Genomic DNA, 26763 nt, shown 5'->3' on the forward strand with positions numbered 1-26763 from the left:
TGGACAAGCTCAAGAAGCCTGTCGCTTCCGCGCCGCCCTTGAGGGGGCGGGCTCAACGCAAGGGGTTGAGCAGCGCGTCCAGCGCTTCGGGCCGCAGCCGGTGCGGCGCGGTGATGGCGTAGAAGTGCTCGCGCAGCGGCTCGCTGCGGCCGGCCACGCACAGCAGGCCGTGTTTCAGTTCGTCCTGCACCACCACCTCGGGCAGCAGGGCCAACCAGCCGCTGTCGCGCGCCAGCAGACGCAGCATGGCCATGTCGTCCACCTCGGCGCGGATGCGCGGGCGCACGTCGGCCGTCTCGCACAGGGCGTCGAACTGCGCGCGCAGCGCGTGGCGCGGGCCGGGCAGGGCCATGTCCAGGCCGGCCAGGTCCTCGGGGATGCGCAGCTGCCGACCCTGCCAGCGCGCGGTGGGGCCCACCAGCGAGACCGATTGACTGCCCACCAGGCGGCAGTGCAGGGGGTGGTCGGGGTCGGTGGTGGGCACGGTCTCGTTGGCCAGCACCACGTCGAGCTGGTGACCCTTCAGGCGGGCCACCAGGCCCTCCAGCGTGCCCGACTCCAGCGACAGCATCACCGCCGGGTTGTCCAGCGCCGGGCGCAGCCAGTTCTCCTGGAAGTTGCGGGACAGTGTGGACACGCTGCCGATGCGCAGGCGCTGCACGCCGTCGCCACCGCCCTGCAGCCGGCCCAGCATCTCCTGGCCCAGGCCGAAGATCTCGTCGGCATAGGCCATGACCAGCTGGCCGGCCGCGCTCAGCACCAGCCGCCGGCCCTGGCGGTCGAACAGCGTCTCGCCCAGCCGGTCCTCCAACTGCCGGATCTGGGCCGACAGGGCCGACTGCGAGGTGTGCAGGGCCTCGGCCGCGCGGGTCAGGTGACCCAGCCGCGCCACTCGCCAGAAATAGAACAGGTGGTGAAAGTTCAGCTGCTCGAGCTTCATTTGTTCTTCAAAAAAGAACGAATCGTTCTGATCAATGAATTTTACAGAATGATTCCGGCGGGCCACCATCACGGCCATCGATTTCCTCCCTTCCCGAGCCCGCCACACCATGAGTTCCCTGTCCCTCGGCCTGGCGCTGAGCGCCCTCACCCCGGCTGCCCTGATGACCCTGGTGGCCGTGCGGGGCCGCCTGCTGCCGGCCGATGAGTCGCCGGCGGCGACCTGGTCCTTCTTCCGCCGCGGCGCCGGCCTGGCCCTGGCGGCGGCGCTGCTGACCGTCCTGCTGCAGCTGCTGCGCCAGTGGCGCGGCGCGCCGCTGCCGGTGGTGGAGGACCTGCTGCTGAGCCCGCTGTCGGCCTGGGTGGCGCTGCTGGTGCAGTTCCTGGGCACGGTGATCGGGGTGTTCTCGTCCCGCTACCTGCAGGGCGAGCCGGGGCAGGGCCGCTACATGGGGCGCCTGGCCGGGGTGCTGGCCGGCGTGCACGTGCTGCTGCTGGCCGACCAATGGTTGATCCTGATCCTGGCCTGGGCCTGGGTGGGCCATGCCCTGCACGGCCTGTTGTGCTTCTACCCTGACCGGCCGTTTGCCCAGCTCGCAGCGCACAAGAAGCGGGTCAGCGACCGCCTGGCCGACCTGCTGCTGCTGGCCGCCGCCGCAGGCGCTTGGCAGGCCACCGGCAGCGGCAAGCTCTCTGCGGCGCTGGACCAGGCCGCGCAGCAGGGCGCCGGGCCCGGCCTGACCCTGGCCGCGGTGGCGCTGGCCGCGGCGGTCATCGTGCGCACGGCCCATGTGCCGCTGCAGGGCTGGCTGCTGCAGGTGATGGAGGCCCCGACCCCGGTGTCGGCCCTGCTGCACGCCGGTGTGGTCAACCTGGGTGGCTTCGTGCTGATCCGCTTTGCCCCGCTGCTGGAAGCCGTGCCCGCCGCCCGCGCGCTGCTGGTGGCCTTCGGCCTGGCCAGCGCGCTGCTGGCGGCCTTCGCCATGCTCACCCGCATCAGCATCAAGGTGCGCCTGGCCTGGTCCACCGTGGCGCAGATGGGCTTCATGGTGCTGGAGTGCGGCCTGGGCCTGTACCAGATGGCGGCCCTGCACCTGCTCGGTCACTCGCTCTACAAGGCCCACCACTTCCTGGCCGCCTCCGAGGTGGTGGCCCACACCCGGCAGCACATGCTCAGCGCCGCGGCCCCGGTGCGGCGTGCCAGCCTGCTGCTGGCGCCGCTGCTGAGTCTGGCGGTGGTGGCCGCGGTCCAGGCGGCGCTGCAGGCTGCGCCAGCCGGCTGGGCCGCAGTCGGTGGCCCCGGTCTGCACCTGGCCCTGCCGCAGGGCTTGGGCCACTGGCCGCTGTGGTGGAGCGCCCTGCTGGCGCTGGCCTGGGCGCCGCTGCTGTGGCTGTCCGGCGGTGCCGGCCGCAGCGCCGGTGAGCAGGCCCGGGCGCTGCTGAGCGGCGGGGCCATGGTGGCCGGCCTGGCCGCCCTGGTCGCCCTGGGCCACGCCCTGCCGATGGGCCTGGAGGACCAGCCCGACCCGCTGCTGGGCGCCGTGGCCCTGGCCGGCATGGCCGTCCTCTACCTCGGGCTGGCGTCGCTGCAGTGGCAGCGCGGGGTCTGGACGGCGGCCCGCCGCTGGACCTACGCCGGCTACTACGTCGATGACCTGGTCACCCGCCTGGCCTGCCGGCTCTGGCCGGCCCGCTGGGCGGCCCCGGCCTGGGCCGGTACCGCCGCCGCCTGGCCGGCGCACCGGTCCTCGGCGCCGGCCTCCGCGTCGGCGGCCTGAGCCCACCCATCCCTGCGACCCTGCAGACACTGGAGTTCCCCATGCACCACCCGAGTCTGGCGCCCCGCGCGGCGCGGTCCACCCCTGCCGGCGGCTGGGCCCCCGACCATCCGCAGACCACCCCGACCCCGGCCGCCCTGGATGGCGCGGTGGAGGCGGCCTGCGCCCAGGCCTGCGGCAGCTTCGCGCCGGCCTGGCCGCTGGACCAGGCCATTGCCGTCAACCCGCATTGGGCGCGCATCGACCGCCCTGTGCGCCAGGTGGCGGCCCGGCTGGCGGTGCTGGCCGGCGTGCAGGTCTTCCCGCCGCGTGCGCTCATCGCCCAAGCCTGGGCCGAGGGCCGCATCACCCCGCAGGATCTGCGCGCCGCCCTGGCCGCGCTGGGCCACCCCACGCGGGCCGAGGCCGACTGCCTGCAGGCGCTGCAGACCGCGCCCGACATCACGCCGCTGCCGCTGCTCATCGACGTGCTGGACGACGACCCCCAGCGCCACGAGCGCCTGAGCTGGCGCCAGGCCATCACCCACCAGCTGAGCCAGACCTGCGCGGCCTACTTCGACCACCACCAGGCCGACTGGCAGCCCGAGCGCAGCGCCGGTCTGTTCGACTTCTGGCGCGACGGCCTGACCCATGACCACGGCGTGGCCTGGCTGATGGGCCTGCCCACGCTGCGTCGCCACCTGCATGCCCTGCCCGCGAGCCGGCAGGAGGTGGAGCGCTGGGCCCTGCAGCGCCAGGGGCTGGACCCGGCCATCTGGGCCGACTACCTGGAGTCGGTGCTGTGGACGGTGCCGGGCTGGGCCAGCTGGTGCGCCTACCTGGGCTGGCAGGCCCGGCAGCAGGGCCGCGAGGACGGCCACCTGCGCGAGCTGCTGGCCATCCGCCTGGCCTGGGGGGCGCTGCTGCTGGAATGCAAGGCAGACGCTTCCGGCCAGCGTGCCGGGGCCGACCTGCGCCAGGCCTGGCGTGATGCGCCGGCCCGCCTGGCCCGGGCCGAGCAGGCCCTGTGGGTGGACGAGGTCTGGCAGCTGGCGCTGGAGCAGGGCTACCAGCGCGGCCTGGCCAGCCGCCTGAGCGTGGCCGCGCCCGCGCTGCCCGAGCCGGTGCCCGACGTGCAGGCCGTGTTCTGCATCGACGTGCGCAGCGAGCGCATGCGCCGCGCGCTGGAGGCCGTCTGGCCGGCCGTGCAGACGCGCGGCTTCGCCGGCTTCTTCGGCCTGCCGGCGGCCTACACGCCGCTGGGCACGGCGCTGGCGCGCCCGCACCTGCCGGGCCTACTGGCGCCCACCGTGGCGGTGGGGGAGGTGATCGAGGACGCCCAGGGCCACGCCAGCCCGGACGATGCCGCCGCCCAGGCCGCCCGCGCGCGCCGGCGCGGCCTGGACCGCCGCGCCCGCTGGGAGGCGGCCGGCCGCTGGCCCGGTGCCGCCTTCTCGTATGTGGAGGCCGCGGGCGTGGGCTACCTGGGCCGCCTGGCCGGCTGGCTGCAACCCCACGCGGGGCGGCGCGCCGATGCCGACCGCAGCGGCTTGCCTGCGCGTTACCGGCCGCTGTGCCGGCCCACCCTCGGTGGCCTGGACCTGCCGGCCGAGGTGGACCTGGCCGCCCGCGTGCTGCAGGGCATGGGCCTGGACCGCGGCACCGCGCCCCTGGTGCTGCTGGTCGGCCATGGCAGCCAGAGCGCCAACAACGCCCAGGCCGCCGCGCTGGACTGCGGCGCCTGCTGCGGCCAGACCGGCGAGGTCAGCGTGCGCGCCCTGGCCCGCCTGCTCAACCGCCCCGAGGTGCGCCAGGGCCTGGCCGAACGGGGCCTGGTGCTGGGCGAGGACACCCGCTTCATCGCCGCCCTGCACAACACCGCCACCGACGAGATGGTCTGGTTCGACCTGGACCAGCAGCCTGCCGCCACGCGCGCCGCGCTGGGTCCGGTGCAGGCGGCCTTCGAACACGCCGCCGACCAGGTGCGCCGCGAGCGCGCCCCCAGCCTGGGCCTGGCCCCCACGCTGCCGGCCCCGGCCCTGCTCAACACCCTGCGCCGGCGCGCCAACGACGGCGCCCAGACCCGTCCCGAATGGGGCTTGAGCGGCAACGCGGCGCTGGTCATCGCCCCGCGCCACCGCACGCGCGGCGTGCTGCTGGACGGCCGGGCCTTCCTGCACGACTACGACCCCGAGGCCGACCCCCAAGGCCAGCTGCTGACCCAGCTGATGACCGCCCCGATGCTGGTGGCCCACTGGATCAACTGGCAGTACCACGCGGCGGTCTGCGAGCCCGAGCGCCTGGGCAGCGGCAACAAGCTGCTGCACAACGTGGTGGGCGGCCGCATCGGCGTGTTCGAGGGCAACGGCGGCGACCTGCGCATCGGCCTGGCCCGCCAGTCGGTGCACGATGGGCAGCGCTGGATGCACGAGCCGCTGCGGCTGACGGTGGTCATCGACGCTCCGGCCGCGGCCATCGCGCAGGTGCTGGCCACGCAGCAGGTGGTGCGCCAGCTGGTGGACCACGGCTGGCTGCACCTGTGGCGCTTTGGCGAGACCGGGTTGGAGCGCTACCAGGCGGGACAGTGGCAGGCCGTCTCGGGGGTGGCCCCCGCATGAGCGACTACCAGGCCCAGCGTGTCGTCTTGCTGACCCAGCATGGCAAGGAAGCGGTGGTGGGGCCAGAGCTGGCCACGGTGCTGGGCTGCCAGGTGGAACGGGTGGGCGGCTTCGACACCGACCAGCTGGGCACCTTCACCCGCGAGCGGCCCCGCCCGGGCACCCAGCTGGAGGCCGCACGCCGCAAGGCGCGCATCGGCATGACACTGGCCGCTTGCCCCGTCGGCCTGGGCAGCGAAGGCAGCTTCGGGCCAGACCCCTTTTCCGGCATGTTCAGCTGGAACACCGAGCTGCTGGTGCTGCTGGACGATCGCCTCGGGCTGGAGGTGGTGGGCATGGCCCAGGGCGCGGGCCATGCCGGCCACCTGCAGACCGCGGACTGGGACCAGGCGCGCCGCTTTGCCGAGCGCCAGGGCTTTCCGGCCCAGGGGCTGGTGCTGCGCCCGCAGGACCAGGACGACCCCCGCATCCTCAAGGACCTGCCCGACTGGGCCAGCCTCGAGGCCGGCTTCGCGCGCTGCCGCGCCTTGGCCGCGGACGGCCAGGTCTTCCTCGAGAATGACCTGCGGGCCTGTGCCAACCCGCAGCGCATGGCCCGGATCGGCCAGGCTGCGCGCGATCTGGCCCAGCGCCTGCTGTCCCGCTGCCCTGCCTGCCAGGCCCCGGGCTACTGGATCACCCAGCGCGAGGGCACGCTGCCCTGCCGCCGCTGCGGCGGTCCCAGCTCGCTCTGGCAGAGCGAGCGCTGGCGCTGCGTGCGCTGCAGCCACGCCGAATTGCGCTCCCGGGCCGACCGGCGCTGGGCCGAGCCGCAGCACTGCGAGCGCTGCAATCCTTGAGTGACCCTGGGTGGGGCGGCACGATCGTCACGGCGACGCGGGGTCGTCTCCCGCCAGAGCCGCCAGATTGGCCTGCACGCTGCGCAGCAGCTCGCCCAGCTGTTGCCGCTGCGCCGGGTTCAGGCCGGCCAGGGCCTGCTGCTCCAGCGTGCGTTCACGCTGTTGCAGCGTGTCCCGCACCGCCTGCCCCGCGTCGCTCAGCCGCAGGCAGACCTGGCGGCGGTCGCTGCCGTCTTCCTGGGCCAGCAGCAGGCCGCGTTCGCGCAGGGACTTGATCAGCCGCGCCAGCTGGGCCTTGTCGCGGCCGCTGTGCTGGGCCAGGTCGCGCTGGGTGGCCCCGGGGTGGCGGGCGAAGAAGCCCAGCACCTTGCCTTCCATGGGGGTCAGCCCGGCCAGGGCGGGCTCGTCGGGCCACTGGTACTGCAGGCTGCGCACGCCATGCATCACGGTGTGGATCAGGTCCAGCACCGAGGCTTCGGGGGCGGGCGCCGTCTTGCCCTTTCTGTTGACAGTGTCAACTTTTTTGGGGATCATGGTTGACATTATCAACGAAGTAAGATGAAAACGTGATGAGCACGAACGAGACCGACACGCCGCGGGTGCAGCGGGTGCGGCATGAACTGAAGAAGCGCGCGCTGCAGGTGCAGCGGGTGGAGCGGCTGAGCCCGCTGTTCCAGCGCGTCACGCTGACGGGCGAGTCGCTGGCCGATTTCGTCTCCGCGGCGCACGACGACCATGTGAAGATCATCCTGCCCGACGCGACGGGCGAGACGGTGATGCGCGAATACACCCCGCGCCATTTCGACACGTCCGCCCGCACCCTGGTGCTGGACTTCGCCCTGCATGGCGAGGGCCCGGCGGCCAGCTGGGCGGCCCAGGCGGCCGTGGGCCAGACGCTGACGGTGGCCGGCCCGCGCGGCTCCTTCGTGGTGGCCAATGATTTCGACTGGTATGTGCTGATCGGCGACGAGACGGCGCTGCCGGCCATTGCGCGTCGCCTGGAGGAGCTGCCCGCCGGTTGCCGCGCCATCGTGCGCCTGGCCCTGGCCGATGCGGCCGACCGTGCGCTGCTGCCGCCCACGGCGGCCACGCTGGACCTGGGCTGGGTCGACACGGCCGAGGCCCTGGTGGACGCGGCGCGCGCCATCACCCTGCCGCCGGGCGAGGGCTATGTCTGGTGCGGCGCCGAAGGCGCGGTGGCCGCGGCGCTGCGCGACGTGATGGTGGACGAGAAGGGCCACGACCCCAAGCTGATCCGCTCGGCGGCCTATTGGAAGCGTGGCGCGGCCGCCCACGGCTGAGTCTCCGTGGCTTCTGGCAGACTGGCCGGCTCCCAGCCGAGTGTCTGCCATGTTCGACATCACCCAACCCAAGATCGCCTGGACCCTGATCCTGGTGTCGGGCGCCCTCGAGGTCGCCTTTTCCACCTCGGTCCAGCTGTCCCAGGGCTTCACCCGCCTGCTGCCCGCCGTCTCCGCCCTGCTGTTCGGGGGGCTGAGCGTCTACCTGATGAGCCTGAGCCTGACGGTCATTCCCATCGGCACGGCCTATGCCGTGTGGGGCGGCATCGGCGCGGTGGGCACGGTGCTGGTGGGGCTGCTGGCCTTCGGCGAGGCGGCTTCGCCGCTGCGTCTGGCCTGCATCGGCCTGATCGTGCTGGGCATCGCGGGGCTGCAGCTGGGCGAATCGCGCTGAGCCGATCCGGCTGGATCAAGGGTCCAGCGGCCCTTCCAGGCGCACCGTGAAACCGGGCGAGCCGTTGTGCAGCGTCAGCGTTGCGCCCAGGCGCAGCGCGGCTTCGCGCACGATGGCCAGGCCCAGGCCGGTGCCGGGGCGGGCCCGGCCGGGGTCGCCGCGGTAGAAGGCCTGCAGCACCTGCTCGTGCTGATCCGCCGGGATGCCGGGGCCGCCGTCCTGCACCTCCAGCCAGAACCGCTCGCCTGACGCGCCCGCGCGCACTTCCACCGGGCTGCCGCCGTACTGCAGGGCGTTGTCCACCAGGTTGGCCAGCAGCCGCTCCAGCAGCTGCGGGTGGCTGTGGGGCAGCACCAGGGTGGGGGGCAGTTCGGCGCGCAGGGCAAAGCCCGCGGCTTCGGCGGCATCGTGCCGCTGCAGCACCACCTGCCGGGCCACCTGGGTCAGGTCCACCGCCTGGTCCAGGGCCAGCGTGCCGATGCGGGCATGGTCCAGAAAGCCCTGGATGAGCTGGTCGGCCACCTGCACATTGCGCTCGATGACGGCGCGGCGCTGGGCCACCTCCGGCGTGTCAGGCAGCAGGCTGGCGGCCAGCTGGATGCGGCCCAGCGGGCTGCGCAGGTCATGGGACACGCCGGCCAGCATCAGGGCCCGCTCCTGCTCGAAGCGGGTGAGGCGCCGCGCCAGGGCCTGCCAGGCCTCGTCGATGGCCAGCACCTCCTCGCTGGCCCCGGGCAGGGGGGCGGCACCCTCGTCCAGGGTCTGCCCCGGCCGAAAGCGCGCCATGCGCTGGCGCAGCGCGTCCAGCGGCCGGGTGAGCCAGCGGGCCAGCCACCAGGCCAGCAGCGCGGCCAGCAGCACGACCCCACCGCTCACGGCCAGGATGCGCTGCGGCGGCGAGGGCGCGATCAGCGGTTCGCGGATGCCATACCAGCGCGGCGTGCCCGTCGGCCCGCTGGCCAGTTCGATCCACAAGGTGGCCGGCCGCTGGCGGCTGTCCACGGCCAGCGCCAGGGGTGGCAGGCCGCGGTCGGTCAGCACGTCCCGCAGGGACGTCAGCCGCGCCGCATAGACCGGCACGCTGCCCGCGGCCGGTGGGCGCTGGGCGCTTTGCAGCACCACGGTCTCGCGCGATGGAGGCGGGTCGTCCAGCGTCCACAGGCCGGCCGCGGCCCGCAGGGCCGGGGCCCAGCGGTCCACCACCAGTTCGGCCATGGCCCGGCTGCGTTCCAGGTAGAAGACCACCCCCAGCACCAGGGTCAGGCTCAGGGCCATCACCAGCAGGGCCAGGAAGAAGCGGGTGAACAGGCGGCTGCCGGACAGCAAGGGCATGGTGTGCGCCGTCTCAGCCGCGGGGGACGAAGACGTAGCCTTCGCCGCGCACCGTGTCCACCCAGTCGGTGCCGGGGCTGGCCTCGCGCAGCTTGCGGCGCAGCCGGGCCACCTGCACGTCCACCGTGCGGTCCTGTGGCCGGTAGGGGCCGGCCTGCACCGCGGCGCTCAGCTGCTCGCGGCTGAGCGCCTGGCCGGCGCGCTCAGCCAGCGCCACCAGCAGCTTGAACTCCACGCCGGTCAGGCCCACCAGGCGGGTGTCGGCCACCACCTCGCGGCGCACCAGGTCGATGTCCAGCCCCTGGAAGCGCAGCACCGGCGCACTGCGCACCGGCATGCCGCCGCGGCGCAGCAGGGCGCGCACCCGCGCCACCAGCTCGCGCGGCTCGAAGGGCTTGGCCAGGTAGTCGTCCGCGCCGATCTCCAGCCCCAGCACGCGGTCCATCGGGTCGCCACGGGCGGTCAGCATCACCAGGCCCAGGGCGGGGTGGTCGCCACGCCAGCGGCGGCACAGGTCCATGCCGTTGGCGTCGGGCAGCATCACGTCCAGCAGCACCACCTCGGGCTGCAGCTCGGCCAGTGCCTTGGCGCCATCGGCGGCGGTGAGCACCTGGTGGGTGCGCCAGCCTTCGCGGCTCAGCAGCTCCACCAGCATGCCGCCCAGTTCGGCGTCGTCGTCCACGATCAGGATCAGGGCTTGGGGGTTCATGCGCGGACGTTCCGGGGCGTCGGATGGAGGGGATGGTCCGGAGTTTAGGCAGTGCGCCGCGGGCCGGCGAGCCTGTGACGGTTTTGAAATATTTCGTCGTTCGACGTGGTCGTGTCGGCGCCGGCTGCGGCGTTCAATGAGGGCATGGATCGACGGCTGTCGGTCTTTCTCTCAACCGAATGCAGCCCCGGCTGCCAGGAGCCACCGAGATGAACGCTTCGCACAACACCTCGCACCACACCGCCTCCCACCGTCCCCTGATCCGCCTGCTGGGCGCCGCACTGGTGGCGCTGGCTGCGCTGCCGGTGGCCACCGTGGCGCAGGCCGCGCCGCGTCACCACGGCACCACCGTCACGGGGCCGCAGGGCAACACCGCCTCCCGCACCGTGCAGCGCGGCGGCGGTGATGTGAGCACCACCACCACCGGCTTCGGTGGCCGCAGCTTCAGCCGTCAGGTGGACCGCAGCGCCAACGGCAGCAGCGCGACCGTGACCGGTGCCAACGGCAAGACCTACAGCCGCACCACCACCCGTGCCGATGGCAGCGGCAGCACCACCGTGACCGGCCCGAACGGCCAGAGCGGCACGGCCACCACCACCCGCCAGCCCTGATCCAGCAGGCCAGAAACCCTGGGGACGGCCATGACCCTGCTGGCCCCTCCGAGTGGTCTGCCTCTGCCCCGCGTGCTGGGCGGGCTGCTGGGGCTGGTGCTGGCGGCCGCGCTGGTCGAGGCCCTGGTGCTGTGGCACCGGGGCCGCTATGACTGGCGGGCCCTGGCCACCACGCTGGGCGATCTGGTGTTGCGCCGGGCCGCGGGCTTCACCGGCCTGTCGCTGGCCACGCCTTTGTTCTCCTGGGCCTGGGTCCACCGCCTCACCACCCTGGATCTGTCCACCGGCGGGCAGTGGGTGGGTCTGTTCCTGCTCAGCGAGGCGGCGTACTACGGCTTTCACCGCGCGTCCCACCGCGTGCGCTGGTTCTGGGCCAGCCATGCGGTGCACCACTCCTCGCCCCAGCTCACGCTGGCCGCGGCCCTGCGGCTGGGCTGGCTGGGCAAGCTCAGCGGCAGCACGGTGTTCTTCGTGCCCCTGGTGTGGCTGGGCTTTGCGCCTGCGGCGGTGCTGGGTGTGCTCTCGCTGAACCTGCTCTACCAGTTCTGGCTGCACGCCGAGTGGTTGCCCCGCCTGGGCCCGCTGGAATGGGTGCTCAACACGCCCTCCCACCACCGGGTGCACCACGCATGCAACCCGCGTTATGTCGACCACAACTACGGCGGGGTGCTGATCGTCTTCGACCGCCTGTTCGGCACCTTCCAGGCCGAACAGGCCGATGAGGCGCCGCGCTACGGCCTGGCCGGTCGGCCCCGCATCGACAACCCCATCCGACTGGCGCTGAGCGAATGGCAGCACCTGGGGCGGGACCTGTGGGCCGCCCCGGGTTGGCGCCAGCGTCTGGCGGTGCTGGTCGGGCCGCCGGCCGGCTGAGCCCCTGTCCGACGCCCCCATCCCCTTTTGCCCTTTTGCCCCTTTGCCCTGTTGTTCTGTCACCCGAGGAAATCACCATGACGTCTGTTCTTCAACGTGTGGCCACCCCGCGCAGCGCGGGCGGCCTGGCTGGTCTGGGCCTGGCCCTGTCGTTGGCCGCCTGTGGCGGTGGCGGCAGCGGCACCGACAGCAGTGCCAGCGCCGAGACCGACCAGGCCCAGTCACTGAGCGCCACCGCCACCACCACGCCGCAGCAGACGGCCCAGGTGGCCGATGCGGTGGTGGACACCGCGCTGGCGGTGGACCCGGGCGCGCTGAGCACGCCAGCGGCCACCCATGTGGGCGTGGCCGCGGCCGGCGCCCAACTGCAGGGCAGCGTGAACTGTGCGGGTGGCGGCACGGCATCGGTCGTGATGACCGGCCCGACCCTGGCCGGTCTGCTCGACGGTGTGCCCGAGGCAGGCGAAGTGACCCAGCTCACCTACAGTGCCTGCCGCGGCCCAGATGCCCAGGTGGCGCTGGACGGCACGGTCACGATGACCGTGACCCAGGCCGACAGCAGCAGCCTGACCGTGACCCTGGCCACCAGCAATCTGCAGGCCAGCCTGCCCCTGTCCGCCCTGGCTTGGGGTGGCAGCCTGTCCGTGACCCGCAGCGGCACGGTGGCCAGCAGCGGTGCCTCCACCACCAGCAGTGCCTGGTCGGCCAGCGGCCTCAGCCTGGTGGCGACGCGCAATGGCCACGAGGCGGACCTGAGCTTCAACGGCAGCGGCACCCGCACCGTGCAATGGCAGGACGGCGTGCCGGCCTCCAGCAGCTACCAGGGCTCGTCCAGTCTGGGCCTGACCTCCAGCCGCTGGAATGGCACGCTGGACGTGGCGACTCAGGGCGCGATGGCCTTCGACCCCGAGGGCGAGCCCCAGTCCGGCAGCCTGAGCCTGTCGCTGGGTCTCTACCACTGGACGGCCACCCTGGCCGACGGCACCGCCACCGTGACGGTGGACCGCAACGGCGACGGCGTGGTGGATCGCACCCACAGCTGGCCGGTGGCCGACTGGCTGGCCAGCGCCGCGCAGTGAGGCCGGCGGGCCTCAGTGTCGGGCCGCGGTCCGTCGCCGCCAGGCCTTTTCCACCTCCACCACCGCCCAGACCAGGCCCGCGGCGGCAAAGCACAGGCCCAGTTCGGCGACGTCCAGGGCCTGGGTGTGGAAGATGGCCTGCAGGGCCGGCACATAGAGCGTGGCCAGTTGCAGGGCCACGCTCAGCAGCACCGCCGCCAGCAAGGGGCGGTTGCTGCACAGGCCCAGGCGCCACAGCGGCTCGGTCTCGGAGCGGATGGCCAGCAGGTGGGCCATCTGGGTCAGGGTCAGCGTGGTGAAGACCATGCTCTGCCAGTGCGTGTCGCCCACTTGCAGGGCCCAGGCCTGCAGGCCCAGGCACAGGCCGCCGATCAGCAGGCTCACCCACAGGATGTGGATGGGCAGCAGCGGCACCGGCAGGCCCAGCAGCGGGGCCAGGAACAGCACCCAGATCTCGCCGGAGTTGCCGGTCAGCGCGTAGCGGATGAACTTGCGGATGTTGTCGAAGATGCGCCGGCCCTCGCGCACCGCGGCGACGATGGTGGCGAAGTGGTCGTCCAGCAGCACCAGGCTGCTGGCCTCGCGGGCCACGTCGGTGCCGCCCAGGCCCATGGCCACGCCGATGTCGGCGGCCTTGAGCGCCGGGGCGTCGTTGACGCCGTCGCCGGTCATGGCGACGAATTCGCCGCGCGCTTGCAGGGCCCGCACGATGCGGATCTTCTGCGCCGGGTCCATGCGGGCATAGACCGCCACCTCGGCCACCCGCGCGCCCAGCAGGGCGTCATCCATCCGGGCCAGATCGGCGCCGGTCAGCACCCGGGCCAGTGGGTCGTCCACGATGCCCACCGCCTGGGCGAGGGCGCGCGCGGTGCTGGGGTGGTCGTCGGTGATCATCACCGGGCGGATGCCGGCGGCCCGGCATTCGGCCACGGCGGCGGCGGCCTCGGGCCGCGGCGGGTCCATCAGGCCCACCAGGCCCAGCAGGGTCAGCTCGCGTTCGACGGCGTCGGCGCCGGCCTGCGCGGGCAGGCTCTGCGGGTCCAGGCGGCGGCGGGCCAGGGCCAGCACCCGCATGCCCTGGCCGGCCAGGGCTTCGGCCTGGGCCAGCCAGGGGCCGGGGGCCTCGGTGCAGCGGGGCAGCAGGGTTTCCGGGGCGCCCTTGACCCACAAGCAGGCGCCCGCGGGGTCGGCGGGATCCTGGGCCGGGGTCAGCGTGCTCATGCGTCGTCGCTCGGCGTCGAAGGGCCATTCACGCAGGCGGGGCCGGGCCGGGGGGCTGTCCCCGGCGGGACAGGCCCACTCGGCCAGTGCCACCTCGGTGGGCTCGCCCTGCCAGCCCTCCGGGCGGGCCCGCGCGTCGTTGCAGCGCAGCGCGGCCTCGCGCAGCAGGGCCTCCGGGGCCGGTCCGGCCAGGCGCCAGGCTTGCACCTGCATCCGGTTGCGGGTGAGGGTGCCGGTCTTGTCCGAGCAGATGGTGGTGACCGAGCCCAGCGTCTCCACCGCGGGCAGCTGGCGCACCAGGGCCTGCACCCGCACCAAGCGGCGTGCCCCCAGGGCCAGCAGCACGGTGACCACCGCGGGCAGGGCTTCCGGGATGGCAGCCACCGCCAGGCTGATGGCGGTCAGCCCCATCAGCAGCACCGGCTCGCCGCGCAGCACGCCGATGGCGAAGACCACCGTGCACAGGCCCAGCACCACCATCGACAGCCGCCGCCCGAAGGCGGTCAGCCGCTGCTGCAGGGGCGTGCTGCGGCGCTCGGACTGGGCCAGCAGGCCGGCGATGCGGCCCAGCTCCGTGCCGGCGCCGGTGGCCACCACCAGGCCGGTGGCCCGTCCGTGGGTGACCAGGGTGCCCTTCCAGGCCATGTTGCTGCGCTCGCCCAGCGCATGGGCCTGGCCCTCGGCGGGCGGGGGCAGGGCGGCTGGCTGCTTGTCCACGGCCTGCGACTCTCCCGTCAAGGCGGACTCATCGGTGCGCAGCTGGGCCACCTGGTGCAGGCGCAGGTCGGCGGGCACCTGGTCGCCTGCCTCCAGCAGCACCACGTCGCCCGGCACCAGCTGGTCCGCCGGCACCGGCCCCACTTGGCCGTCGCGGCGCACCTGGGCGTCGTGGGTGGCCAGGCGCTTCAGGGCGGCCAGGGCCTGGTCGGCCTGCCATTCCTGCACCGCGGAGATCACGGTGTTGAGCACCACGATGACGGCGATCACCACCGTGTCGGCCAGATCGCCGATCAGGCCCGACACCAGGGCCGCGGCCAGCAGCACCAGCGTCATGGTGTCGAGCAGGGGGGCCAGCAGGCGCACCCACCAGGGGCGCGGGGCGGTGTCGGCTATGCGGTTCAGGCCGTGCCGGGCCTGTCGGCGCCGCACCTCGTCCAGGGCGAGGCCCTGCGCCGGGTCCACCGCCAGCCGGTGGGCCACCGCTTCTGGGCTGTCCAGATGGTGGTCCGGGGCTGACAAGGGCGTGAATTTGTCCATGGCGGCACTGTGCAAAGGTTCAAGATGGCCGGGGCTTGACCGAAAACAATGCGTCGGCCTGTCACAGTGCAGGGTTCGCGCTGTTCCTGATCTGTCCTGGCATTCGCATGCAGCCTGTCTACCACCCCGGCACGGTGGCCTTGTCCATTCTGATTGCCGCCTTCGCATCCTATGTGAGCCTGGATCTGGCCAGCCGGGTGCGTGCCCACGACCGTCTGGCCTCGGCCGGTTGGGTGGTGGCGGGCGCCCTGGTGATGGGCTCGGGCATCTGGGCCATGCACTTCGTGGGCATGCTGGCCATGCAGCTGCCCATCGAGATCGGCTACCGGCCCGGCATCACCCTGCTGTCCTGGACGGCAGCGGTGGCCACCTCGGCGCTGGCCCTCTACATCGCCACCCGCGACCGGCTCGACGCCCTCCTGCTGGGGGGCGGTGCACTGGCCATGGGGGCGGGCATCTGTGCCATGCACTACATCGGCATGGCGGCCATCGCGCTGGTGCCGGCCCTGGAGATCGACCCGTGGTGGGCCGGTTTGTCGGTGCTGATCGCCTGCGGAGCATCGGCTGCCGCGCTCAAGATCTTTTTCTGGATGCGCCAGCTGCGAGGTGCCCAGGTCCGCCTGGCGCAGGGCGCCGCCGCCCTGGTCATGGGTCTGGCGATCGCCGGCATGCACTACAGCGGCATGGCCGCGGCCCACTTCCCGGCGGGTGCTGTCTGCCTGAGCACCGATGGGTTGGGCGGGCAGGGCCTGGGCTGGTGGGTCGGTTCGGCCACCGCCGTGCTGCTGCTGATCTCGTTGTTCACCGCGGTGCTGGATGCCCGGCTCAGCGCCAAGGCCCAGCGCCTGGCCCGCTCGCTGAATCAGGCCAACGGCCAGTTGGCCCAGGTGGCCCTGGCCGACCCGCTCACCGGGGTGGCCAACCGCATGCTGCTGGAAGACCGGCTGGGGCATGCGCTGGACCGCGCCGACCGGGCCAACGAAGGGCGGCGCTCTGGCCAGGTGCTGGCCCGTCTGGCCCTGCTGTTCGTGGATCTGGACGGCTTTGCGGCCATCAACGACAGCTTCGGCCACGGCACCGGCGACCGGGTGCTCAAGGACATGGCCTTGCGCCTGCGCGGCTGCCTGCGCGACGCCGATTCGGTGTCCCGCGTCGGCGCCGACCAGTTCGTGCTGCTGCTGGAGGACATGGCCGGCGAGGCCGATGCCCTGGCCGTGGCGCAGCGGGTGCAGGAGGCCGTGGGCCAGCCGGTGGACCTGGGCGAGCGGCCGCTGACCCTCTCCTGCAGCATCGGCATCGTCCTCTACCCGGACCATGGCCGGCGCGACCGCCTGCTGTCCCACGCCGAGGCGGCCATGCACCAGGCCAAGCGGGCCGGCGGTGCGGGCTGGGCCCTGTTCGACCAGGCCATGGGAGCCGATGCCCGGGCCCAGATCGAGCTGCAGGAAGACCTGCGCGCCGCGCTGCAGCGCGACGAGCTGCTGCTGCACTACCAGCCCAAGGTGGACGCCGGCAACGGCCAGATCCGCAGCCTGGAGGCCCTGGTGCGCTGGCAGCACCCCCGCCACGGGTTGCTGGGGCCGGGCCAGTTCATTCCGGTGGCCGAGCGCTTCGGCCTGATCAACGCCCTGGGCGGCTGGGTGATCCGCGAGGCCTGCCGGCAGCTCGGGGTCTGGTCCCGCCAGGGCCTGCGGCTGCGGGTGTCGGTCAATCTGTCGGTGCACCAGGTGCGCCAGGGCCATGTGGTCGAGCAGATCGAGGCCGCGCTGCGCGAGCATGGCGTGTCGGCCGACCAGCTGACCTGCGAGATCACCGAGTCGGTGGCCATGGAAGACACGGCCGCCACCCAGGCCATGCTGGCGGGGCTGGCGCGCGCTGGCGTGAAGCTGTCGATCGACGACTTCGGCACCGGCTATTCCAGCCTGTCCTACCTCTGCAAGCTGCGGCCCCAGGAACTCAAGATCGACCGCAGCTTCGTGCAGGACCTGGAGACCAGCGCGGACGCCCGCGCGGTGGTGGACGCCATCATCCACCTGGCCCGGGCCCTGCGCCTGACAGTGGTGGCCGAGGGGGTGGAGACGCGCGATCAGGCCGAGGTGTTGCTGGCGCTGGGCTGCGATGAACTGCAAGGCTTCTTCTTCGCCCGCCCGATGAGCGTGCAGGCCCTGGTGGCCGGCGGCCTGCTGACCTCCGACGGCCAGGACCCGGTGGAATTCACCGCCTCGGCCTACCTGCCGCTGGGCTGAGCCCCGGGCGCGGCCGGCCGCGTCACAGGGGCTGGCGCATGCGCTGGCCCTTGTAGCGCAGCACCAACTCGTGCGGGCGGATCTGCTCGAGCACCAGCTCCGGGGCCAGCGTGGCGCCTTCGTGCACCACCTCGCCGCGCACGATGACGAAGCGGCTGGCCGGGTCGTCCGAATACACCGAACCACTGACGCCCAGCCGGGCCATCTCGCGCTTGAGGGCCGGGCTGGCCTCCTGGATCGGCGCTGCGGCGGGCGCGGGGGCCGGTGCGGGCGGTGGGGTGTGCGGCGCGGGCGGCGTCGGGGTCGGCCCCACCGTGGCGGCGGGTGTCGGCGGGGCAGGGGCCGGCGTCGGTGTCGGCGTCGGGCCTGGTGCCGGTGCAGGGGCCGGTGTGGGGGAGGGGGGCGCGGCCACCGTCGTCGAAGGGGTCGCGGCCCGGGTCCACCACCAGGCGGCGCCCAGGCCGCTGCCCACCATCAGCAGCGCCCCCAGGGCCCAGGGCCACCAGGGGGCGGCGGCCGGCGGGACGGCGGTCGGCGCTGGGCTGCCGCCCTGGCTGTGCAGCCCTGGGACGGGCTGGCGCTCGCGTTCGCGTTCGGCATCCGCCCGGCGCAGGGCATCGAGGATGTAGGACATGGCTCAGGGCTCGTCGGGAGACAGGGTGGGCTCGGCGGCACCGGCCACCCGGTTCAGCTGCATCAGGGTGACCGGGCCGACCAGCGCGTCGGGCTTCAGGCCGTGGCGGATCTGGAAGGCGCGCAGACGGGTGTTCAGCGGGCTGCTGGCCGCGGTGGCCGGCAGGGCCGCGCTCAGCTGGGTGTCCAGCCAATGGCTGAACGCCGGGCTGCGGCCGCCGCCCGGCAAATAGCCCTCGGGCAGGCGCCAGAGCACGCCGAACTCGCCCTGCCAGGCCAGGGCCAGCTCGCCCAGCGGCAGGCGGCGGGCCTGGCCACCCACGTCCACCGTGGCGTCGGTGGCGTCCAGCCCGGTCAGCAGCACGGCGGTTTCCGGTTGACCGGGCGGGTGCAGGGTCAGCACGGCCGGCCGGTCCAGGTTGGCCAGCAGGTCCAGGCTGCCGCTGGTGGCCAGGTGGCAGCCCAGTCCGTGGCGGGCCGCCGTGTCGCAGGCCGATTCGCCATTGACCGGCGTCAGCGCCCATCGGCGCAGCAGGCCGTCCCAGGCCATGCGGGCGTTGTCGGCGGGCAGTCCGGCCAGGTGCACCGGCGCGGCCGGCGCACTGGCCGCGCCGGCCGCGGTGGTGGCCGAGGCCGCCCCGGACGCCGGGGCCGCGGAGGCGGCGGCGCTGCCCGCCGGGGCCCGCACGGGGGCCGAGGCCGGCACGCCAGGCGGGTGCGCCGCGGGGGCCTGGGCCCGCTGCCAGCCCCAGAGCAGGCCGGCCCCCAGCAGCGCGCTGGCCGCCAGGGCCAGACCCAGGGCCTGGGCCCGGCGCCTCGGCGGCTCGGCGGCCGGACGGGCGTGGTCGAACACCTCGCGGGCGGCCTGGGTGACGATGTCCGGCCCGATGACCCGCGAGCCGGTGGCATAGGCCCCCAGCATGGCGCGGTCGCACAGCAGGTTGATGCGGCGCGGCACGCCCCGGGTGATCTGGTGGATGCGGCGCACGGCCGCCGGGGTGAAGGGCACCGGGCCGCCCAGGCCGGCCACCTTCAGGCGGTGCTGGATGTACTGGCCGGTTTCCGGCTCGGACAGGGCTTCCAGGTGGAAGCGGGCAATCACCCGCTGGGCCAGCTGTTCCAGCTCGGGCCGGGCCAGCATGCTGCGCAACTCGGGCTGGCCGATCAGGATGATCTGCAGCAGCTTGCGCTCGTTGGTCTCCAGGTTGGTCAAGAGGCGCAGCTGCTCCAGCACGTCGGCCGACAGGTTCTGCGCCTCGTCGATGATCAGCACCGCGTTGCGGCCGGTGGCGTGCAGGCCCAGCAGGAAGGTGTTGAGCGGGTCGACATAGTCCTTGACCGTCCGGGCGCTGGCAGGCACCTGGACGTGGAACTCGTCGCACACCGTGCGCAGCAGCTCCAGCACGCTGAGCTTGGGGTTGAAGATGTAGGCCACCTGGCAGTGGGCCGGCACCTGTTCCAGGAAGCAGCGGCAGACGGTGGTCTTGCCGGCGCCGATCTCGCCGGTCAGCAGCACGAAGCCGCCACCGCCGTCCAGCCCGTAGAGCAGGTGGGCCAGCGCCTCGCGGTGGCGCTCGCTCATGAACAGGTAGTGGGGGTCGGGGGCGATCGAGAAGGGCGCCTGCTTCAGCCCGAAAAAGTCGGCGTACATGGCGTGCAGGATAACCGGCCCGCCCGGGGCCGCGCCCAAAAGGCGAGGGGGCCCGTGCATGGCGCACCGGCCCCCTCGGGTCAGCGGAATTCAGTGGGGAATCGCAGCCGTCTCAGCGCGGCAGCTCGATCTGCGGGGCCGCATCGGCCAGATCGGGGCGCAGCAACCAGGGTTGGGCCGACTCGTAACCCAGCTCCAGGTCGGTGCTGTCGGCCGGGCCGACGACCACCGGCTTGCTGCGGGACCACCAGCGACGCTGCATCTTGGGCGCGGCCGGAGCGGTATCGGGGCGGTTCGCGGGCAGAGTCATGGCGGTCTCCTGTGGCGGTTGGCGGTCGGTCTGTGTTCGTGGTGTCAAATCGAGGGAGTACGGCAGATCTCGATGGTTCCACTTTAGAAGCGACTTGACCACTTCCACGTCGGCTCATCCCCAAAGCGGATGTAGGAATTCGCCTGACACGTCGGGTTTCGCCCCCTCCTGCTGGCTCAGGGCCTGAGCCCCTGACCATCGAGAATCCACCGTTGCCCTTGTTTCGTCCTCTGTGAACTCATGTTGAGGGACGTTTCTGTCCGGAGCCCGTTCATTTGTCACGCTTTCTGCACACCGCCGATTGGCAGATCGGCCGCCTGTTCCACACGTTGCATCCCGACAACGCCGTGCCCTTGGCCGAGGCGCGGCTGAGCGCCGTCGAGCGCCTGGCGGCACTGGCGCGGGAGCACGCCGTGGACGCCGTGCTGGTGGCCGGCGACGTCTTCGACGCCCAGACGGTGAGCGAGCGCACCGTGCGCCGGCTGTTCAACGCCCTGGCCGGCTTCAGCGGCCCCTGGCTGCTGCTGCCGGGCAACCATGACGCCGCCTTGGCGGAAAGCGTCTGGACCCGTGCCGAACGGATGGGGGTGCTGTCACCGAATATTCATCTGCTGCTCGCCCCAGAGGTCCGGGTCTTCCCCGAGGCCGGCTTTGCGGTGCTGCCCGCGCCGCTGACCCAGCGCCACACCTTTGCCGACACCACCCAGTGGTTCGACGGCGCCGAGACACCCGCCGGCCTGCTGCGCATCGGCCTGGCCCACGGCAGCGTGCAGGGCCTGCTGGCCGAGGACATCGACGCGCCCAACCCCATCGCCCCGGACCGGCCCCGGACCGCCCGGCTGGACTACCTGGCCCTGGGCGACTGGCACGGCTGCAAGATCGTCGGCCCGCGCCTGGCCTACAGCGGCACGCCCGAGCCCGACCGCTTCCGCTCGGCCGAGGCCGGCCAGGCCCTGCTGGTGGAGATCGACGCGCCCGGTGCCGAGCCGCGGATCACGCCGCTGGCGGTGGGCCAGTTCCGCTGGGCCGCCTGGCCGGTGGCCCTGCAGGTGCCCAGCGACCTGGACGCCCTGCTGGCCCGGCTGGACGCCCTGGGCCCGCAGGACGTGATCGACCTGAGCGTGAGCGGCGCGACCGACCTGGCCGGCCTGCAGCGGCTGCAGGCCGCCCTGGCCCGGGCCGAGGCCCAGGCCCGCCACCTGCAGGCCGACCTGGGGGCGCTGCGCCTGCAGCCCACCGACGAGGACCTGGCCGCCCTGCAGGCCGACGGCTACCTGGGCGAGGTGCTGGCCGAGCTGCGCCAGACCCTGGCTGCGCCGGGCCTGGACGAGGCCGCCCGCGAAACCGCCCAGGACGCGCTGGCCCTGCTGGCCGCCGAGCTGCTGGCCCGGCCGGCGGCGGCCGGCACCGCCGCCGGGGAGGGCCGCTGAGATGATGCTGCAACTCACCCGACTGCGCGTCGAACAGCTGCGGCGCTTCCGCCAGCCCTTCGAGCTGGCTGGCCTGACCCCGGGCCTGAACATCCTGGCCGGCCCCAACGAGGCCGGCAAGAGCACCCTGGTGCGGGCCATCCGCGCCGCCTTCTTCGAGCGCCACCGCTCCAACGCGGCCGAGCACCTGCGCCCGCACGGCGACAGCGCCGCCGCGCCCACCATCGAGCTGGACTTCCTGCTCGACGGCCAGGCCGGTCAGCTGCGCAAGACCTTCCTGGCCCGCAAGCGCTGCGAGCTGCAATGGGCCGGCCAGCGCCACGAAGGCGCTGAGGCCGAGGACTGGCTGGCCCAGCGCTTCGGCTTCTCCTACGCCCTCAAGGGCGAGAGCAAGCCGCAGAACTGGGGCATTCCCGGCCTGTTGTGGGTGGAGCAGGGCGAGGGGCAGCGCCTGGACGTGGACCCCGCGCGCGACTACCTGCACGACGCCCTGGCCGGCCAAGCTGGGCAGGGCGGCACGGCCGGCAGCGCCCTGGCCGCCAGCGGTGGCGACGAGTTGCTGGAGCGCCTGCGCGCCCTGCGCCAGCTGCTGCTGACGCCCAAGGGCGGCGCACCCACCGGCGAGCTGGCCCAGCTGATCAAGCAGGGCGAGGCCCTGGCCGCCGAGCGCGAGACGCTGGACCGCCAGATCCAGGCCTACCGCCAGCAGGTGGACGAGCTGGCCGCACTGCGCCAGCAGCACGCCGCCGACGAGGCCGCCCGCCCCTGGGAGACTCTGCAGGCCCAGCTGGACGCGGCCCGGGCCCGCCAGACCGAGCTGCAGGCCCAGCAGGCCCAGCTGGCCACCGACCTGGCCCGCCAGGCCCAGCTGGCGCAGACCCGCGAGCTGCTGCTGGCCCAGCTGGCCCAGGGCACCCAGTTGCAGGCCGCGCTGGCCCAGCGCCAACAGGCCCTGGACGAGGCCACTCGCCAAGAGACCGCAGCCCAGGCGGCGGCCCGGGCCGCCCAGGCCCCCTGGCAGGCCGCGCAGGCCGCCAGCGCGGCCGCCCGCGAGGCGCTGAACCGCGCCCGCCAGGCCCAACAGCGGGCCCAGCTGGCCCAGCAGCGCGACGAGGCCCGGACCCAGCTGGCCCAGGGCCGCGCCGCCCTGGCTCAGGCCCAGAGCGCCCAGGCGGCGCTGGACGAACTGCGCCGCCAGCCGGCCGCCCAGCCGTTCGGCGCCACCCAGCTGCAGCAGCTGCGCAGCCTGGAGCGCACCTGGCGCGACGCCGAGCTGCGCCGCCAGGCCGTGGCCACCCGCCTGCAGTTCACCCTGCCGCCGGGCCCGCCGCTGGCCTTGCGCACCGCCGCGGGCACCCAGCCCCTGCAAGGCCAGGGCGAGCAGCTGCTGGACGCGCCGGCCACACTGGCCCTGCCGGGCGGCGGCGAGCTCACCATCACCCCGGGGGGACAGGACCTGGCCGCCCGCGCCGCCGCCCAGGCCGAGGCCCAGGCGGCCTTGCAGGCCGCGTTGCAGCGCCTGGGTCTGGCCGACCTGGCCGAGGCCGAGGCCCGCGCCCTGGCCCATGCCGAGTGGCATACCCGCCACCAGCTGGCCCAGCAGGCCCTGGCCCATGTGGCACCCCAGGGGCTGGAGGCCCTGCGGGCCGTGCTGGCCCAGGCCGAGGGGCGGGCCGAGGCGGCCGAGCAGGCCCTGGGGCGGCTGGTCGATGTCGCCACCGAGTTGGCCGAGGCGGCCGAGCCGACGGACAGCCCGGAAGCCGCCGAGGCCCGGCTGGACGCCGCCCGCCAGGCCGAGCAGCGCGCCCAGCAGGGCCTGGCCCAGGCCCAGGCGGCGCTGGCGGCCGCCCAGTCCCGCCTGGCCACGGCCCGGCAGGAACAGCAGTCGGCCCGGGCCGCTCTGAACGACCCGGCCCGCCAGACGCGCGAGGCCCAGGCCCAGCAGCAGCTGCTGGCGGTGCAGGGCGAGGAGGCGGCGCTGGCTGCGCGCATCGCCCAGGCCCAGGCTGGATTGGCCGAGGCCCGGCCGGACATCGTGGCCCAGGACATCGCCCGCCTGCAGGCCAGCGTGGGCCAGCGCCTGGCCCAGCACCAGCAGCGCGCGTCTGATCTGCAGGTGCGCGCCGCCACCTTGCAGCAGGCCGGCGCCCTGGGGCTGGAGGAGCAGCGCGACACCCTGGCTGGCGAGCAGGCCCGGGTGGCCCGGCGCGTGGCCGAGCTGCAGCGCCGCGCCCGCGCGCTGGACTGGCTGTGCCGCACGCTGGACGCCAAGCGCCAGGCCACGCTGGCGCGCCTGCAGGCGCCGCTGCAGCAGCGCCTGCAGCACTACCTGCCGCTGCTGCTGCCCGGCGCACGGGTGGAGATCACCGAGGCCCTGGCCCCGGGCCAGCTGCTGCGCCCGGGCCCGCAGGGCCAGCCCGAGGCCGGGGCGGTGGACGAGCTGAGTTTCGGCGCGCGCGAGCAGCTGGGCCTGATCGCCCGCTTCGCCTATGCCGATCTGCTGCGCGAGGCCGGCCGGCCCACGCTGCTGATCCTGGACGACGCGCTGGTGCACAGCGACGCCGGCCGGCTGGCCCAGATGAAGCGGGTGCTGTTCGATGCCGCGCAGCGCCACCAGGTGCTGCTGTTCACCTGCCACCCCGAGGACTGGCAGGACATGGGCGTGCCACTGCGGATGCTGGCCGTCTGAACCCTGACTGGCCCCGCCTCAGCGTCGGCGTGCGCCCGCCACGGGTAGGGCCACGCCCACACCGGCCTTGGCCGGGGGGCTGGGCGGCAGCACATCGGCCAGGGTTTGTGCGTCCAGGCGGGCGAGGAAGGCCGCCAGCGCGTCGTCGAACACGCCGGCCAGCCGGCACTGGCCGGTCAGCAGACAACCGTGTTCGTGCGGTGGCCCCATGCACTCGACCAGCTGGAAATCCGGCTCGATCGAGCGCACCAGGGCGCCGAGCACGATGTCCTGTGGCGCCCGCGCGAGCCGCATGCCGCCGCCCTTGCCGCGCACCGTGGCGACCCAGCCCTGCTGGCCCAGCAGGTGGGTGATCTTCATCAGGTGGGCCTGCGAGATGCCATGCACCTGGGCCACTTCGGCGATGGTGCACAGGCGCTGCGGGTGCTGCCCCAGGTGCATCAGCAGCCGCAGGGCGTAGTCGGTCATCGCAGTCAATCGCATCACAGTCTCCTGGATGCGATTGTGACCAGACTCGGGCGCGTCTTCAGAAGGTGTAGCCGGCGTTCAGCCCCAGCAGCCAGGTGCGGCCGGGCGCCGGCTCGAAGAAGCGGCTGTTGCCCTCGTTGACGATGACCGAGCCGGCGTAGTGCCGGTCGCCCACATTGTCCAGGCGGGCGAACTCGCGCAGCGTCCAGCCGCCGGCCTTCTGTGTCCAGGAGACACGCAGGTTGACCACGCCGTAGGCCGGTGCGGCATCGGTGTTGCGGTCGTCCACAAAGACCTTGCCGACCTGGCGGAACTCCACGGCCGTCTCGAAGCCGCTGGCCTGCGGGCGCCACTGCAGCTCGGTGTAGAAGGTGAGGTCCGGGATGCCGGGGATGCGCTTGCCGGCCGGCACTTCGACGGAGGGCGTCTTGCAGGGCGCGGCGGTGCAGGTCAGGAAGCTGTCGCGGTAGCGGGCGTTGAGCGTGGCCAGCGCGGCATACCACCACAGGTCGTGGCCCAGCGGGCCGGTCAGGCTGGCGTCCAGGCCCTGGCGCAGGGTGCGGCCCACGTTCTGGAAGGTGGAACGGCCGCCGCTGTTGGTCAGCACCGCGATCTCGTGGTCGGTGCGCGCCTCGTAATAGGCGATGTTGGCCCCCCAGGGCCCGGCCCAGCCGTCCCAGCGGGCCTTGGCGCCCAGCTCCCACTGCCGGCTGGTGGCCGGCGAGAGATCGAAGTTCAGGCCCCCGCCACCGGGCCGGTAGGCCAGCTCGTTGAAGGTGGGTGTCTCGAAGCCGCGGCCGAAGGAGGCGTACAGGTGCAGGTCGCGCGAGAGCTTGTACATCAGCCCGGCCACCGGGGTGCTGGCCTCGTAGGTGGTGCGGCCGCTGTCGTCGCCGTTGTCCAGGTAGCGGTCCGAGGAGACGAAGCCCACCTTGGAATGCCGCAGGCCCAGCAGCGCGTTCCAGTCCTGGGCGAAGGCCCAGTTGGCCTGCAGGTACTGGTCGAAGCTGCTCACGCGGTTCAGTTCATTGCGGCGCAGCGCCCCCTCCACACCCAGGGCGTCCGGGGCATCGGCCGGGCCGGTGTAGTTCCGGAAGCCCAGGCGGTGCTCGTTGAGGATGTCGTCGCTCAGGCCCGCGGTGAACTCCAGCGGCCGCTCCAGCAGCGTGGCGCTGTGGGTCCAGCGCAGGTCCTGGCCCCAGTAGTTGCGGCTGAGGTCGATGACGCCGCCCGGGCTGGTGGCCGCCTGCTGGCTGGCGGGCGGGATGGACTGGTACTGCACCGTCTCGCGCTCGCCGTAGTAGCTGGTCCACTGCAGGCGGTCGTCGCGGCCCAGGCGCTGGTTCAGGATCAGGCCGGCCTGGCTCTGGTGGACGGATTTGCGGGTGTTGTAGAGCGTGGCCACGCTGGCCACCTGGCGCGGGTCGGCTTCCCAGTCGGCGCGGGTCAGCCCCAGCGGGTCCTGGGCCTCGGGCAGGTCCACGCTGTTGAGCACCAGGGTCCAGCGGCTGTCCGGGCTGGCGGCCAGGCTGAACTTGCCGTTGAAGGTGCTGCGCTCGGCCGCGCTGTGGTCGCGGTAGCCGTCGGTCTGGAAGCGGTTGGCGCTGATGGCGTACTGCGCCGCGCCCTGCTGGCCGCTGAGCTGCACGCCCACCCGGTGGGCGTGGTCGCTGCCGAAGGCGGCCGAGATTTCGGCCACCGTGTCGGGGCCACCGTCCTGGGTGAAGACGTTGACCACACCCCCCGACGAGTTGCCGTACAGCGCCGAGAAGGGGCCGCGCAGCACCTCGATGCGATCGGCCGAGGTCAGGTCGATGTGCGAGGTCTGGCCCTGACCGTCGGGCATGGTGGCCGGGATGCCATCCACGAACAGGCGCAGGCCCCGCACGCCGAAGGTGGAGCGCGCGCCGAAGCCGCGCGAGGAGATCTGCAGGTCCTGGGCGTAGTTCTGGCGGTTCTGCGCCACGATGCCCGGCACCCGGGCCAGCGACTCCGACAGGTTGACCTGCAGCTGGCTGGCACCCAGGACATCGGCATCCAGCGCGTCGATGGAGGCAGGGATGTCGAAGGCCGGCTGGGCCGTGCGGGTGGCCGTCACCACGACGGTGCCCAGATCCTGGGGCTGGCTCTGAGCCCGGGCGCCTGTGCACAGGCTGGCGCAGGCCAGGGCCACGGCCAGGGCCGGCAAGTTTGAGGGACACGGTGCGGCCGGAGCGGTGGTGCGGCGGCGGCGAATGGGGGAGAGCAGGGTGTGCATGGCGACAGCGGGTTGGGGGGCGGGATGGGGCATTCCGGCGGGATGTGTGACTTGTTGCCAGAAGAGCCGGGTTCCCTGCCCATTTCCTTCTTTCCCTGGCGGGTCTTTTGCCGAAGATACGTCAGGTTTTTCTGACGATTGTCCGATGG

Annotated in this window: 21 protein-coding genes; 11 read left to right on the top strand and 10 right to left on the bottom strand. The window is 73.4% G+C overall.

Going from position 1 to position 26763, the window contains the following annotated elements; all coding sequences use genetic code 11:
* Window positions 1-52 precede the first annotated feature (52 nt).
* Window positions 53-940: a LysR family transcriptional regulator gene (locus tag LRM40_RS19085; RefSeq protein ID WP_151125696.1), complete on the bottom strand. Its 888-nt coding sequence runs from the start codon at window positions 938-940 to the stop codon at window positions 53-55.
* A 109-nt stretch (window positions 941-1049) separates the two neighbouring features.
* Here LRM40_RS19085 and LRM40_RS19090 point away from each other — a divergent pair, with 109 nt between their 5' ends.
* Genes LRM40_RS19090 through LRM40_RS19100 form a run of 3 tightly spaced genes read left to right on the top strand, consistent with a single transcriptional unit; the run spans window position 1050 to window position 6153 of the window.
* Window positions 1050-2717: an NADH-quinone oxidoreductase subunit L gene (locus LRM40_RS19090; RefSeq protein WP_151125697.1), complete on the top strand. Its 1668-nt coding sequence runs from the start codon at window positions 1050-1052 to the stop codon at window positions 2715-2717.
* A gap of 41 nt (window positions 2718-2758) precedes the next feature.
* Entirely contained in the window at window positions 2759-5314 is a 2556-nt protein-coding gene (locus LRM40_RS19095; protein ID WP_231067908.1) for a YbcC family protein, read from the top strand.
* Window positions 5311-6153, top strand: a complete 843-nt coding sequence (locus LRM40_RS19100) for a DUF6671 family protein (protein WP_151125857.1) — start codon at window positions 5311-5313, stop codon at window positions 6151-6153. The genes LRM40_RS19095 and LRM40_RS19100 overlap by 4 nt, the downstream gene beginning before the upstream one ends.
* A gap of 27 nt (window positions 6154-6180) precedes the next feature.
* On the opposite strand, the gene LRM40_RS19105 is transcribed toward LRM40_RS19100, so the two are convergent.
* Complete coding sequence (locus LRM40_RS19105; protein WP_231067909.1) at window positions 6181-6687, bottom strand: MarR family winged helix-turn-helix transcriptional regulator; 507 nt, start codon at window positions 6685-6687, stop codon at window positions 6181-6183.
* A 35-nt stretch (window positions 6688-6722) separates the two neighbouring features.
* On the opposite strand from LRM40_RS19105, the gene LRM40_RS19110 reads away from it, so the two are divergent.
* Both LRM40_RS19110 and LRM40_RS19115 read left to right on the top strand, forming a co-directional pair.
* Window positions 6723-7454: a siderophore-interacting protein gene (locus tag LRM40_RS19110; RefSeq protein ID WP_022981159.1), complete on the top strand. Its 732-nt coding sequence runs from the start codon at window positions 6723-6725 to the stop codon at window positions 7452-7454.
* A 49-nt stretch (window positions 7455-7503) separates the two neighbouring features.
* A complete protein-coding gene (locus tag LRM40_RS19115) occupies window positions 7504-7848 on the top strand; it encodes a DMT family transporter (RefSeq protein ID WP_231067910.1) in 345 nt (114 codons plus the stop codon).
* Between the two features lie 15 nt (window positions 7849-7863).
* On the opposite strand, the gene LRM40_RS21525 is transcribed toward LRM40_RS19115, so the two are convergent.
* Window positions 7864-9180, bottom strand: coding sequence for an ATP-binding protein (locus LRM40_RS21525; RefSeq protein ID WP_151125859.1), 1317 nt, complete (start codon window positions 9178-9180; stop codon window positions 7864-7866).
* Between the two features lie 13 nt (window positions 9181-9193).
* On the bottom strand, window positions 9194-9889 hold the full coding sequence (locus tag LRM40_RS19130; protein WP_151125860.1) for a response regulator transcription factor: 696 nt from the start codon (window positions 9887-9889) through the stop codon (window positions 9194-9196).
* Between the two features lie 209 nt (window positions 9890-10098).
* On the opposite strand from LRM40_RS19130, the gene LRM40_RS19135 reads away from it, so the two are divergent.
* The 3 genes from LRM40_RS19135 (at window position 10099) to LRM40_RS19145 (ending at window position 12452) form a co-directional block, all read left to right on the top strand.
* Window positions 10099-10500, top strand: coding sequence for a hypothetical protein (locus tag LRM40_RS19135; RefSeq protein ID WP_151125861.1), 402 nt, complete (start codon window positions 10099-10101; stop codon window positions 10498-10500).
* A gap of 30 nt (window positions 10501-10530) precedes the next feature.
* Entirely contained in the window at window positions 10531-11373 is an 843-nt protein-coding gene (locus LRM40_RS19140; RefSeq protein ID WP_151125862.1) for a sterol desaturase family protein, read from the top strand.
* 77 nt (window positions 11374-11450) lie between these two features.
* Window positions 11451-12452, top strand: coding sequence for a hypothetical protein (locus LRM40_RS19145; protein ID WP_151125863.1), 1002 nt, complete (start codon window positions 11451-11453; stop codon window positions 12450-12452).
* 12 nt (window positions 12453-12464) lie between these two features.
* Here the strand turns inward: LRM40_RS19145 and LRM40_RS19150 are convergent, their stop codons facing one another.
* Window positions 12465-14930, bottom strand: a complete 2466-nt coding sequence (locus tag LRM40_RS19150) for a cation-translocating P-type ATPase (RefSeq protein ID WP_151125864.1) — start codon at window positions 14928-14930, stop codon at window positions 12465-12467.
* 107 nt (window positions 14931-15037) lie between these two features.
* On the opposite strand from LRM40_RS19150, the gene LRM40_RS19155 reads away from it, so the two are divergent.
* On the top strand, window positions 15038-17176 hold the full coding sequence (locus LRM40_RS19155) for a putative bifunctional diguanylate cyclase/phosphodiesterase (RefSeq protein WP_151125865.1): 2139 nt from the start codon (window positions 15038-15040) through the stop codon (window positions 17174-17176).
* 22 nt (window positions 17177-17198) lie between these two features.
* On the opposite strand, the gene LRM40_RS19160 is transcribed toward LRM40_RS19155, so the two are convergent.
* The 3 genes from LRM40_RS19160 to LRM40_RS19170 form a co-directional block, all read right to left on the bottom strand.
* On the bottom strand, window positions 17199-17810 hold the full coding sequence (locus LRM40_RS19160) for a general secretion pathway protein GspB (RefSeq protein WP_231067911.1): 612 nt from the start codon (window positions 17808-17810) through the stop codon (window positions 17199-17201).
* Window positions 17811-17813: 3 nt separating this feature from the next.
* Window positions 17814-19460 (bottom strand): ExeA family protein, encoded by a 1647-nt coding sequence (locus LRM40_RS19165; RefSeq protein WP_231067912.1) that lies wholly within the window; start codon window positions 19458-19460, stop codon window positions 17814-17816.
* Window positions 19461-19572: 112 nt separating this feature from the next.
* Window positions 19573-19770: a hypothetical protein gene (locus LRM40_RS19170; RefSeq protein ID WP_151126032.1), complete on the bottom strand. Its 198-nt coding sequence runs from the start codon at window positions 19768-19770 to the stop codon at window positions 19573-19575.
* A gap of 275 nt (window positions 19771-20045) precedes the next feature.
* On the opposite strand from LRM40_RS19170, the gene LRM40_RS19175 reads away from it, so the two are divergent.
* Both LRM40_RS19175 and LRM40_RS19180 read left to right on the top strand, forming a co-directional pair.
* On the top strand, window positions 20046-21200 hold the full coding sequence (locus LRM40_RS19175; protein WP_151126033.1) for a metallophosphoesterase family protein: 1155 nt from the start codon (window positions 20046-20048) through the stop codon (window positions 21198-21200).
* A gap of 1 nt (window position 21201) precedes the next feature.
* A complete protein-coding gene (locus LRM40_RS19180) occupies window positions 21202-23889 on the top strand; it encodes an AAA family ATPase (protein WP_231067913.1) in 2688 nt (895 codons plus the stop codon).
* Window positions 23890-23907: 18 nt separating this feature from the next.
* On the opposite strand, the gene LRM40_RS19185 is transcribed toward LRM40_RS19180, so the two are convergent.
* Together LRM40_RS19185 and LRM40_RS19190 are read right to left on the bottom strand one after the other, a co-directional pair.
* Window positions 23908-24372, bottom strand: a complete 465-nt coding sequence (locus tag LRM40_RS19185; RefSeq protein ID WP_151123257.1) for an RrF2 family transcriptional regulator — start codon at window positions 24370-24372, stop codon at window positions 23908-23910.
* A gap of 43 nt (window positions 24373-24415) precedes the next feature.
* The gene (locus tag LRM40_RS19190) at window positions 24416-26614 is read right to left on the bottom strand and encodes a TonB-dependent receptor family protein (RefSeq protein WP_151123256.1); all 2199 of its coding nucleotides are present in this window, start codon (window positions 26612-26614) and stop codon (window positions 24416-24418) included.
* Window positions 26615-26763 lie beyond the last annotated feature (149 nt).

This window comes from Ideonella dechloratans, assembly GCF_021049305.1.
Taxonomy (GTDB): Bacteria; Pseudomonadota; Gammaproteobacteria; order Burkholderiales; family Burkholderiaceae_C; genus Ideonella; species Ideonella dechloratans.